This is a genomic window from Candidatus Methylacidiphilales bacterium (genome assembly GCA_030054035.1).
GTDB lineage: Bacteria > Pseudomonadota > Gammaproteobacteria > JASGCS01 > JASGCS01 > JASGCS01.
The window spans coordinates 93,673-105,367 of the sequence record JASGCS010000001.1; the positions used below are offsets into that span (position 1 = coordinate 93,673).

The following is an 11,695-nucleotide window of genomic DNA, read 5'->3' on the forward strand; positions in this document are numbered from 1 at the left end:
ATAGCATGAAAAAGCCACTCATTTCACCACATCTTGAGATTTATTCTTTCCCTTTGGTCTCAGTGCTTTCAATTATGCATCGGGTTTCTGGAAGTGTATTAGTTATTTGCTCACTTAGTTTCCCTATATTGTTTTGGTATCTTATGTATGATCCAAATATTCTTAGGTCCGCACTCTCACATTATTTTGCTAAGATAACAAGCTCATTAATTATTTTTTCATTCACGTATCATTTTTTATCAGGAATCAGGCATTTATTACTTGATTCTGGTTTTGGTTTTTCTTTAAAGACAGCATACTTTGCTGGATTATTTTTGCTTAGCGCAACTATAGTAGCATCATCTTTAATAATTTGGGTTTTGATTTTATGAATATTGATGGTTTGAATCATTGGAAAATGCAACGATTATCAGCTATAACATTGTTTTTTATTACAATATGCCTCGCTTTTTTTATTTTCTCAAATCAGCAACCTTTTGACAATTTAATTTTTCAACTAAATCAAAACAATTATTTTAAAACTCTTGTATTATTCTGGATTTTAATTATGTATTTTCATGCCTATCTTGGTGTTGAAATGATAATTACTGATTATTTAAAAAATACCTCATTAATAATTACTATTCAATACTTACTTTTAGCTCACTATATTGGTTCTTTTATTTTTATTACCGTGGGATTGTTACGATTATGAGTTTATTTTCTAATAATAATATTGAGTATCAAGACTTTGATATATTGATTATTGGTGCTGGTGGGGCTGGACTAAGAGCGACTTTAGAAAGTGCACAAAGTGGATTAAAGGTTGCGTGTGTCTCTAAAGTATTCCCAACTAGAAGCCATACTGTAGCCGCTCAAGGCGGTATAAGTGCCGCATTAGGCAATATGGGAGAAGATGATTGGCGTTGGCATATGTATGATACTATCAAAGGATCGGATTGGTTGGGTGACCAAAATGCCATTGAATTAATGTGCAAAGAAGCACCTCAAGCGGTTATTGAATTGGAACATTATGGAGTTCCTTTTTCAAGAACAGAATCAGGGAAAATTTATCAAAGACCATTTGGCGGTATGACAACCCATTTTGGTCAAAAAAAGGCCGAAAGAACATGCGCAGCGGCTGATAGAACTGGACATGCCATATTACACACCCTTTACACCCAGTGCATTAAAAATAACGCCCTTTTCTTTATAGAGCATTTTGTGACTGATCTTTTGTTCGATGACAATAAGCAGTGTTGTGGTGCCTTGGTTATTGACTTAAACGAAGGAAAACTTAGAGTAATTACCGCAACTGTAGTGATACTTGCAACAGGTGGTTATGGCCGTGCGTATTTTTCCGCAACTTCAGCTCACACCTGTACAGGAGATGGGGGCGGGATGGTTTTACGAGCTGGATTACCACTTCAAGATATGGAGTTTGTGCAGTTTCATCCAACAGGAATCTATGGAAGTGGTTGCTTAATAACTGAAGGCGCAAGAGGTGAGGGCGGGTATTTAACTAATTCTTTAGGTGAGCGCTTTATGGAACGCTATGCCCCAAACGCTAAAGATTTAGCTTCTCGAGATGTCGTAAGTAGAGCTATGACAATTGAGATAAATGAAGGTAGAGGTGTAGGAGAAAAAAAAGACCATATTTATTTACATTTAGAGCATTTGCCAAAAGATGCACTAAGCAAACTGCCTGGGATAACTGAAACAGCAAAAATTTTTGCAGGTATAGACGTTACCAAAAATCCAATTCCCGTCATACCCACAGTTCACTATAATATGGGAGGGATACCGACAAATCTTTTTACGGAAGTGTTGCTCAATAATTCAAATACTGTTGTAACTGGACTTTTGGCAATTGGTGAAGCTTCATGTGTTTCAGTGCATGGGGCAAATAGATTGGGTTCAAATTCATTGTTAGATTTAATTGTTTTTGGTAAAATTGCTGGAAACAGAGCAGTGACTTTAGCTAAAAATTTGAAGAAAACCAAATCACATACTCTTGATAAATCTATGCATGCCATTGAATTATTATTATTAGGTAAAGGCACAACCACAACAAGTGAATTGCGATTTAGCATGCAACAAACAATGCAGAATTATTGTGCTGTTTTTAGAACAGATTCTTCGTTACAAACGGGGCTATCAAAAATAAAAAACCTTTATCTATCTAGAAATGACATCAAAATCAAAGATACAGGTCTATTGTGGAATACTGATTTAATTGAGGCAATTGAATATCAAAATCTTATATCTCAATCGTATGCAACAATTTTTTCTGCGATCCAAAGAAAAGAAAGCAGAGGATCCCATGCTCGAGATGACTACAAAGATAGGGATGATGTAAACTGGTTAAAACATTCACTTTTCAATTTTTCAGAAAACGACGAACCTTCACTTACTTACAAACCTGTTACTTTAGAAACGCTTTCTAACGATGTTGAAACTGTACCATTAAAACAAAGAGTATACTAAGGAGCACACGCTAATTATGACAATTTCACCACTTTCATTTTTTAAGTCATTACCAAAAGGTAAAACACATACATTACAATCAAAAAAAAGTAACTATCTTACCGTTAATGTGTACAGGTATAATCCTGAAAATAATGAGGAGCCTTGCATAGACACCTTTGAGCTTGATATGACAACTTCAAAGCCTATGGTACTAGATGTTTTACTGTATATAAAGGACAATTTAGATTCTACTTTAACTTTTAGAAGGTCATGTCGCGAAGGAATCTGTGGATCATGTTCTATGAATATTGATGGAAAAAATACATTAGCATGTCTAAAATCAACTAAAGACTGTGGGTCAACGATTAATATATATCCCTTACCACATATGCCAGTTGTGAAAGATTTAGTTACTGACCTCTCTAATTTTTATGCCCAATATCAATCTGTTAAACCTTGGTTACATGCAGACCCAACAATAACTCCAACAAAAGAACGAATTCAAACGCCAAAAGAAAGGGAAAAATTGGACGGTTTATATGAATGTATCTTATGTGCTTGTTGTTCTACGGCTTGCCCAAGTTATTGGTGGAATGGTGATAAATACTTGGGTCCTGCAGCTTTAATGCAAGCGTATCGTTGGATGGTGGATAGTCGTGATCGTGGTTTGACTGAAAGAAAATCTCAATTAAAAGACTCGTTTAAACTATACCGATGCCATACTATAATGAACTGTGCTACAGTTTGCCCAAAACACTTAAATCCAGCTAAGGCTATAGCAGAAATTAAAAAAGAAATTGCTTTTTAAAATGGCAAGTACTGATGCAAGAATAAATTATATTCGTTGGCAATGTAAAAGAGGTGTTAAAGAGCTTGATGACTTATTGCTAGATTACGTTGATAAAAAATCTCTTGAATTGACAATTGCTCAAACTCAACGTTTTATTACTTTATTGAAACTTAGCAATGATACGTTGTTCGAATTGTTGTTTTATAAAGCCACAGCTACCAATCTGTCACCTTTTTCTACTCTTGATGATATTATTATCCATGAACACCCAATCAATTAATGATATTAACTTCTATTAAAGCCCCGCTCCCACTTTTTATGATAATTTGTTTATCTAATATAGCACTTATTGTATTACTTACTTATTTGATGAACCCATATTTTATAATTCTAGGTTTTGTACTATTTCTAGCAACAGTAATTGAGTTCCTAGAAATCAAAAGAAACATGCCGCGCTACCTTTCGCTTTCAGTTTTAAATGATGAACTCTATATTCATAAAAAAACAATCAATGACTTTATTCCTTACAAAATTACTAATATTGAATCAATTTATTCTTGGGTTCTTAAGATCAAATTAATAAATCAAATCACTGGAAAGCAAAAAATAATTTCAATTTACACGTATCAAATATCAAAAGATTTTTACCATCTCTTTACTCTTAAAAAGATCGGTTTAAATTAATCCTATGCCGTTGTTAGGTGTCAATATCGATCACATTGCTACAATAAGACAAGCTAGGATGACACAATATCCAGACCCTGTTTATTTTGCCCAACAAGCGTTGCTTGGCGGTGCTGATTTTATTACTTTCCATTTACGTGAAGATTTAAGACATATTCAATTACAGGATGCGATAAATTTAATTTCTGTCTTAACATGCAGGACTAATTTGGAACTTTCCCCGAATCCAGCGATGATTAGAATTGCAACTAAGTTGAAGCCTTCTGATTGTTGTTTAGTCCCAGAGAAAAGGGAAGAGTTGACAACAGAAGGTGGTTTAAATTTAATTAATCAAGAACAAGTAACAAAAAGTGCAATCCAAGAACTACAAAATGCTTCTATATCTGTCAGTGTTTTTATCGACCCAGATTTTGCGATGATTGAAAAGGCAATATCACTTAAAGTTCCTAGCATTGAAATACATACTGGTTCTTTTGCCTCTAGCCCAACTAAAGAAAATTATGAGATGCTTTATAGTGCGGTACAATACGCACATGCAAATGGATTAAAAGTGAATTTAGGACATGGTCTTAATCAGGAATTATTAAAAAGGATTTGTACCATACCCAATATTTCTGAACTAAATATTGGACATGCCATTATTTCTGACGCTTTTGAGTTTGGTATTTGTAAAACGGTAGAGATATATAAAAATATCATAAATGAAAGTCAGCACTATTGATCAATTAATTGGTAATACACCAATGGTTAAACTAAAACTTGATTTAAGTGAAGGAGGATTGCCTGATCTATATGTTAAGTTGGAAGGTAATAATCCTGCCGGGTCGGTCAAAGATAGACCTGCTTCGCATATGATAAAACAAGCTTTACGTAAAGGCCTCATTACTACACAAACACCTCTTATTGAAGCCACAAGTGGAAATACGGGTATAGCTCTGGCGATGGTTGCTAGCTGTATGAAAATGAACTTAACTTTGGTTATGCCAGAACATATGAGTGTCGAGAGATTAATTGCAATGAAAGCGTATGGTGCCAATATTATTTTAACTTCAAAAGCTGGTGGAATGGAGGAGGCAAGAGATGTGGCTAATGAGTGCGCTGTAAAACAAAAAGCATTTACATTAGACCAATTTAATAACGATGATAATTGGATGTCTCATTATCTAGAAACTGGACCTGAAATTTGGAAGGATACTGATGGTGCAGTTACTTATTTTTTTAGTTCGATGGGAACTACTGGAACCATAACTGGAGTTTCAAAATACTTAAAAGAAAAAAATAAGTCAATAAAAATTATTGGCATTCAGCCAACCCCTGGATCAACAATCCCTGGAATTAGAACTTGGAGTGAGGGATATATTCCTAAAATCTATCGTCACGCATCTGTTGATTGTATTGAATTTGTGTCATCTGAAGACGCACTAGTAAAAACACAGTGGTTATCAAAAACACAGGGAATTTATGCTGGATTATCTTCTGGTGGGGTTGTGTCAATAATGTTGAATTACTTAAGTAAAGGAGTGCTTAGAGAAGGCGATGTTGCGGTTGGGATCGTATGTGATCGAGGTGATAGATATACCTCAACTTACGGTTTAAAATATTAACCTAAAAAGAATTCCATTTTAATCCCAGCAACTTCGATTAAGTCATGGTCATTTAATTGGTGTGCCTGGGTGCCTATAGATTTACCATTTACTGTTGGAAAGCTATTTGCAGGACCGTCAACATGAATAATAAAATATCCCTGCGCCCTTTTTGTAAGTGCAGCAACTTGTACTCCAGGTTTACCGATCGTAGTTAATTGTTTTTGAAGCTCCATTTCTTTTCCTGAATTGACCCCATTTAATATTTGCAATTTTCCTTTTACGCTGGAACTATTACTTACAACTGTAGATGTTGATGAGTTTTTCGAAAAATCAGTTGAGGATGAATTTTTCTGTGAAGTTATGTTTGAGTTTTGTGCCTGAAAATTTGGAATAGCAGAAGGGTTGGCTTTAGGTATTTGTTGGTTTGTGTAAATTACAGTTGCGTCACTTTCATCTTCGCTGCTATCAGAATCCGCAATATTCAAAAATTTTATCTCACAATTTCCTATTGATATAACATCGTTATTCTGTAGACCCGATTTTTTTATTATCTTCCCATTTATACATGTGCCATTTGTGGAGTTAAGATCTTCTATAAACCAATCAGATGAGACAGATAGGATCTGACAATGCTTGCTACTTACAAGAGGGTAGTTAATTGGGATATCATTATCAGATTTTCTCCCAATTGTCGTTATTGACTTTGTCAGTTCAAATTCCCCAAATGATTTCGTGTCTATTGTTATTACTAATTTTCCAGCCATATTTAAGACTTATATTATAGCAAAATTTAACTAAAAAAAACATCATTTATCTTTAGTGCTTTTTGCTTACAAAAAATATGTAAAATGATATTATTATTAGAGGGTTGTTCTCATGAAAGATGGTGTATTACTTAATAAAATCAATATATTGAATAGAGTTGGAATTGCGTTATCAGTTGAGCGTGATTATGAAAGGCTAATGGAGCTAATTTTAAGAGGCTCAATGGAGCTAACTAATGCTGATGGCGGAACCATGTATAGAGTAACAAAGGAAAAAGAGCTCAGATTTGAAGTGATTATTAACCAATCTCTTCAAATTGCAAGTGGTGGAACTTCAGAAACAAAGATAAATTTCCCGCATATCCCTTTGTATATTGATGGAAAACCAAATTATTTTAATATTGTAAGTTGTTGTGTTCATGGAGAGAGAACAATAAAAATAGATAATGTTTATAATTCTATTGATTATGATTTTCAGGGAACAAGAAAATTTGACTCTGCAAATGGATATAAAACAGTATCCATGCTTACTATACCAATGAAAAATCATGAAAATGATGTGATAGGCGCTCTTCAATTAATCAACTGCAAAGATGACGGTCATACGGTGAGCTCTTTTCTGGAAACAGACCGACATCTGGCTGAATCACTTGCGTCTCAAGCCGCTGTTGCAGTAACTAATAAAGAGCTAATTGCTGATTTACAGAATTTATTTGATTCATTTACGCAGCTAATTGCCAAAGCGATAGATGAAAAATCTCCTTATACAGGCAATCACTGTAGGAGAATCCCCTTACTTACTATGATGTTAGCAGACGCGGTAAGTGCAACTGACTCAGGTCCGTTAGCAACGTATCAATTAAGCGCTTCAGACAGGCTAGAACTTAATACTGCTGCCTGGTTGCATGATTGCGGTAAGGTAACATCTCCAGATTTTATAATGGACAAATCTACAAAATTAGAAACTATATGCGACCGAATAGAGATAGTCGATCTTAGAATTGAATTATTAATCCACCAAATTGAGCTAGAGCACTGGAGGGTTTCATCACAGCATCAAAAATTACCAGTAGAACTAGTGAATAAAATTAATGAGTTGAGAAATGCACGTACCTTTTTAAGAAACGCCAATGTCGGTGGTGAATCGCTAAGTGATGAAGATATTAATAAAGTGATTTCTATAGCGTCTCTTGAATATAAGAATGTAGATTTGAATATTGAAAATATATTGAGTGAAAATGAAAAATATAATCTGATAGTAAAACGAGGTACTTTAAATGAAGAGGAGCGCTTAGTAATAAATAATCATATGGTAGCGACTGTGGATATGTTGAACGCAATGCCATTCCCGAAACATCTTAAAAGAGTTCCTGAATTTGCCGGAGGCCATCATGAGCGGATGGATGGTAAGGGCTATCCAAAGGGGTTAACTAAAGATGAAATGTCTGTCCCTGCTAGAGTTATGGCAATCGCTGATATTTTTGAAGCACTTACCGCCAGTGATAGACCATATAAAAAAGGAAAAAAAATAAGCGAATGTCTTAAAATCATGGAACGAATGAGTAAAGAGCAACATATTGACCAAGATTTATTTTCCATATTTATAGAGAAAAAAATTTGGCTACATTATGCTCAAGAAGAGCTGCAATCGTACCAAATTGATATTATTGATTGGGAAGTGAGCCAGTAAGCTTACTTAATAATTGCACTAGATGGGGCAGAGGCAATCCCACCTTTAAGTAAAAAAGTGTTGAATCCTTTCTCATTTAAAATATAACAAGCTGCTTTGCTTCGATATTCAGTATCACAATAAGAGACTATAGTTTTATTTAATGTTTTCGAAGGTAGTTTTAAACGCACTAATATCAAAGGAATATTTACACTGTTAATGATATGTCCTTGATTAAATTCATCTGGATTTCTATGATCGTACAACTCAACAGCTCCTTTTGAGTTTAATGCAACTAACTGCTCATAAGTTATATACGGAGTAAGTGGCTCAACCATAGATTTCAAAAAAACTTCTTTTGGTAGTTTAAGTACCGAACCTTGATTCAGCATAACTACTGTTGAATTTCGTGGACTGTTTGAAATAATTGCATCCCCACCAAAATTTTCACCAGGATTTAAAATTCCAAGTTTTACACCATTTGGATTTTTAGAAGTAGCACGAATCACTAAACATTTACCCTTAAGTATTAAGTAAAAATAATCACCCATTTCACCTTGCGATATAATTTTAGATCCAGCTTTCACTTCAATTTTTTCAAATTTCGCATAAATATTTTGCAAACTGTCTGGGGGTAGTTTTTTAAAAATTCTAAGCTGAAGTAGTGATGTCATCCAATCAGTTGTGTCTATATCGTCTATAGAGGTTTTTGTTTGTTCAACATCAAAATTTATTTCCTCCACTTCAAAAGTACCGGTCTTTTCCCATGTTGACATCAAATCAACAAAAGTTGAGTCAATTTTTAAGATGATAGAATTCCTTTTGCATACAGCCGAATGTTGGCGTGGATTTGAGTTTTCAATAGGATGGGGGATAATTGACCCAATGCTTTCCAAAGTCGTTATAACTTTGTCGCCTTCTAAAATATCCACAACTCCTTCTTGCAAATAAATATAAAAATTATTTTTATCACCTTTATTGAAAAGCAAAGTTCCAGCTGGAACTTTTTGAAACTGAGCAGTTTCAGCTATCTCTTTTTTATTTTTTTGATGCAATGAACCCAAAGGGATAAGCTTGTCTATTATAGATAAATCTACTGGCATTTCTTTATTATATGCTAGGATATGTAATATTATTCATGTGTGAATTTATATATATATTTTAAATCAAATAAATGTTTGAAATAGATCCAATTTCTTTGAGCTACGACCTACCAAAGTCAAGAATTGCACAGTATCCATTATGTCACAGATCTGCAAGTAGGCTTTTAGTAGTAGATTCTAAAAAAGGGGTATTTAAACAGTTAAAATTTTACGAAATTTTAGATTTTATCCAAAAAGAAGACCTAGTAATTTTTAACACCTCAAAAGTAGTCCAAGCACGATTTGATATTTTTTATGCCAATAAGAAAAAAAGCTTACTTTTTGTAGAGTGGCTTGAGGATGGTAAAATTAAATGTATTGGTCCAAATTTAAGAGACATTAGCAGTTATAGCACACTTAAAGGTGAAAATGCGAAATTCACTATCATTTCAGTTTCTCATCACCTTATACTCCAAACATCTTTTAATACTATTGGTGATTGGTTCCAATGGTTGGGTCAGTACGGAAAAATGCCCCTCCCAGCTTACATAAAAAGAGATGTCAAGCAGATTGATACCTCAAGGTATCAATCGGTTTTTGCGAATTTCGAAGGTTCTGTTGCGTCCCCAACTGCAGGTTTACATTTTGATCAGAAATTAATTTCTGAAATATTAAAAAAAGGCGCTCACATTACTTCTATACAACTACACTGCGGGATTGGAACTTTTTCGCCAATTCGAAATTCTCTTAATGAACATTCCATGTCTTCTGAAACTTATACAATTCAAAAAGAAGCGATTGATAAAATAACTGACACTAAGTATCGTGGAAAAAAAATAATCGCAGTAGGGACCACAGTTGTGCGTGCGATAGAGTCTTTTTTTCTTTTTACAAATAACTCTCCCGTTCCAGGTACTTACACTACTACTTTGTTTATTAAACCAGGGTACAGTTTTAAAGTAGCTAATACTTTAGTAACTAATTTTCACGCACCATGCACCACACCTCTCTCTTTGGCAATTGCTTTTACAAATCGAGCTGTAATCTCCGAAGCATATTCGTTTGCAATAGATAGAAAATTTAGATTTTTAAGTTATGGTGATTCAATGTTGTTAGGGAATTTTTATTTATGAGCGAATTTAAATTCTTAGTTACTATGCGAGATAGATATGCTAGAGTTGGTACATTAACCACCCCACATGGGATAATTTCAACACCTTGTTTTATGCCTGTAGGAACTAATTGTTCAGTCAAGGGAATTTCATATCAAGATTTATATTCATTTAATTACCCAATCACTCTTGTAAATACATATCATATTTTAGCAAAGGGCGCAAGACAATTAATAGAAAACGCTGGGGGAATTCATTCTTTTATAGGTTGGAAAGGATCAGTATTGTCTGATTCTGGCGGTTACCAGATGTATAGTTTAGTCTCACTCTCTAAAAAAAGCGACCAAGGAGTGATTTTTGTCTCACCTTGGGACGGGTCAAAAATACTTGTGAGTCCAGAATCATCCTTAGAGCTACAAGCCGAAATTGGAGTAGATATAGCTATGTGTTTCGATGATTGCATAAGTTCTACGGCAAGTTTTGAGGAGCATCAACTTGCCGTAGAACGTTCTTCATTGTGGGCACAACGTTGTTCATCTGCTTTGCACAGTAAAAATTATAAAAAAACAACTCTTTTTGGAATTATACAGGGAGGGCAGTATTTAGAGTTACGGTTGCAATCACTAAACCGTTTGTTAAAAATAGGGTTTTTTGGATATGCTCTTGGCGGATTTGCAGTGGGTGAATCTAGGAATCAGCGAAATGAAATACTTTCTCAAATCTGTGATCACATGCCTCAAAACTCTCCTCGCTATCTTATGGGTGTTGGGACGCCCGTAGATATTTTAGACGCCATCTCTTATGGAATAGATTTATTTGATTGTGTTTTGCCTACTAGAAATGCCAGAAATGGCTATTTATTTACCTCTCAAGGTATAGTTAGAATTAAAAACTCAAAATTTCAGTTTGACAACACCCCTCTTGATAAGGAGTGTTGTTGCGTAACCTGTGTTAACCACACCAAATCTTACCTTCACTATCTCTTTAAACACAAGCAATTAACAGTATATCAACTATTGACAATACATAATCTGACTTATTACTCACAATTATGTATTGATGCGAGAAGCTCAATTGCTAAAGGTTGTTTTGAACAGTTCCGTCAAAAAATATTTAACGTTTATGTCGAAAAATAATTCAAAATCTCTCAATGAATTTTATCCTAAGTTATGGCATAATAGTACTCAGTTTATGAACCAATTTTTAAATTCAATTTTAATTTTTTTATTTCCATTTTCAGTTAATGCAGAAAGTCCACCTGCTCAAGGCAGCGGAAGTATGATCCCGACTTTAATCTTTCCTCTGTTATTGCTTTTAATTTTTTATTTTTTTTTAATCAGACCTCAAAATAAAAAAAATAAGGAATTAAATACTATGATCAGTAAATTGATAGTGGGTGATGAAGTTGTTACTATGACAGGAATGTATGGAATTATTACGTCAATTGACGGCCAAGTGGTAAAGTTAAAAATTTCTAAGGGTGTTGTAATCCAACTTCAAAAACATACTATAATTAGCCCTCTCCCAAAAGGTACCGTAGATTTATCTTGATTGTTTTGA

General features: G+C 34.2%; 14 protein-coding genes. 12 read left to right on the plus strand and 2 right to left on the minus strand.

Translation table 11 applies throughout. From position 1 onward, the window contains the following. Positions 1 to 5 precede the first annotated feature (5 nt). The 8 genes from sdhC to QM538_00560 are packed head-to-tail and all read left to right on the plus strand — an operon-like array spanning position 6 to position 5,526. Positions 6 to 371, plus strand: a complete 366-nt coding sequence (gene sdhC, locus QM538_00525; GenBank protein ID MDI9346981.1) for a succinate dehydrogenase, cytochrome b556 subunit — start codon at positions 6 to 8, stop codon at positions 369 to 371. Beyond that, complete coding sequence (sdhD, locus tag QM538_00530) at positions 353 to 694, plus strand: succinate dehydrogenase, hydrophobic membrane anchor protein (GenBank protein ID MDI9346982.1); 342 nt, start codon at positions 353 to 355, stop codon at positions 692 to 694. Before sdhC ends, sdhD begins: the two co-directional genes overlap by 19 nt. Further along, positions 691 to 2,466: a succinate dehydrogenase flavoprotein subunit gene (gene sdhA / locus QM538_00535; GenBank protein MDI9346983.1), complete on the plus strand. Its 1,776-nt coding sequence runs from the start codon at positions 691 to 693 to the stop codon at positions 2,464 to 2,466. The genes sdhD and sdhA overlap by 4 nt, the downstream gene beginning before the upstream one ends. 16 nt (positions 2,467 to 2,482) lie before the next feature. Further along, complete coding sequence (locus QM538_00540) at positions 2,483 to 3,256, plus strand: succinate dehydrogenase iron-sulfur subunit (protein ID MDI9346984.1); 774 nt, start codon at positions 2,483 to 2,485, stop codon at positions 3,254 to 3,256. 1 nt (position 3,257) lies between these two features. Beyond that, entirely contained in the window at positions 3,258 to 3,518 is a 261-nt protein-coding gene (locus QM538_00545) for a succinate dehydrogenase assembly factor 2 (protein ID MDI9346985.1), read from the plus strand. After that, entirely contained in the window at positions 3,518 to 3,922 is a 405-nt protein-coding gene (locus QM538_00550; GenBank protein ID MDI9346986.1) for a hypothetical protein, read from the plus strand. Before QM538_00545 ends, QM538_00550 begins: the two co-directional genes overlap by 1 nt. 4 nt (positions 3,923 to 3,926) lie before the next feature. Next, complete coding sequence (locus QM538_00555) at positions 3,927 to 4,643, plus strand: pyridoxine 5'-phosphate synthase (protein MDI9346987.1); 717 nt, start codon at positions 3,927 to 3,929, stop codon at positions 4,641 to 4,643. Further along, entirely contained in the window at positions 4,624 to 5,526 is a 903-nt protein-coding gene (locus tag QM538_00560; GenBank protein MDI9346988.1) for a pyridoxal-phosphate dependent enzyme, read from the plus strand. The genes QM538_00555 and QM538_00560 overlap by 20 nt, the downstream gene beginning before the upstream one ends. Here the strand turns inward: QM538_00560 and QM538_00565 are convergent. Next, positions 5,523 to 6,272 carry an FHA domain-containing protein gene (locus QM538_00565; protein MDI9346989.1) on the minus strand — a complete coding sequence of 250 codons (750 nt, stop codon included), beginning with the start codon at positions 6,270 to 6,272 and terminating at the stop codon, positions 5,523 to 5,525. The genes QM538_00560 and QM538_00565 overlap by 4 nt on opposite strands. 148 nt (positions 6,273 to 6,420) lie before the next feature. Here QM538_00565 and QM538_00570 point away from each other — a divergent pair, with 148 nt between their 5' ends. Beyond that, positions 6,421 to 7,962 (plus strand): HD domain-containing phosphohydrolase, encoded by a 1,542-nt coding sequence (locus tag QM538_00570; GenBank protein MDI9346990.1) that lies wholly within the window; start codon positions 6,421 to 6,423, stop codon positions 7,960 to 7,962. Positions 7,963 to 7,964: 2 nt separating this feature from the next. Here QM538_00570 and QM538_00575 read toward each other — a convergent pair whose 3' ends face one another. Continuing rightward, on the minus strand, positions 7,965 to 9,044 hold the full coding sequence (locus tag QM538_00575) for a cyclic nucleotide-binding domain-containing protein (protein ID MDI9346991.1): 1,080 nt from the start codon (positions 9,042 to 9,044) through the stop codon (positions 7,965 to 7,967). Positions 9,045 to 9,115: 71 nt separating this feature from the next. Between QM538_00575 and queA the strand changes: the two genes are divergently transcribed. From queA to yajC, 3 genes are read left to right on the plus strand one after another with little or no spacing between them, the layout of a single operon-like run. Further along, positions 9,116 to 10,156, plus strand: a complete 1,041-nt coding sequence (queA, locus tag QM538_00580; protein MDI9346992.1) for a tRNA preQ1(34) S-adenosylmethionine ribosyltransferase-isomerase QueA — start codon at positions 9,116 to 9,118, stop codon at positions 10,154 to 10,156. Then, entirely contained in the window at positions 10,153 to 11,271 is a 1,119-nt protein-coding gene (tgt, locus tag QM538_00585) for a tRNA guanosine(34) transglycosylase Tgt (protein MDI9346993.1), read from the plus strand. Before queA ends, tgt begins: the two co-directional genes overlap by 4 nt. A gap of 55 nt (positions 11,272 to 11,326) precedes the next feature. Further along, complete coding sequence (gene yajC, locus QM538_00590) at positions 11,327 to 11,686, plus strand: preprotein translocase subunit YajC (protein MDI9346994.1); 360 nt, start codon at positions 11,327 to 11,329, stop codon at positions 11,684 to 11,686. Positions 11,687 to 11,695 lie beyond the last annotated feature (9 nt).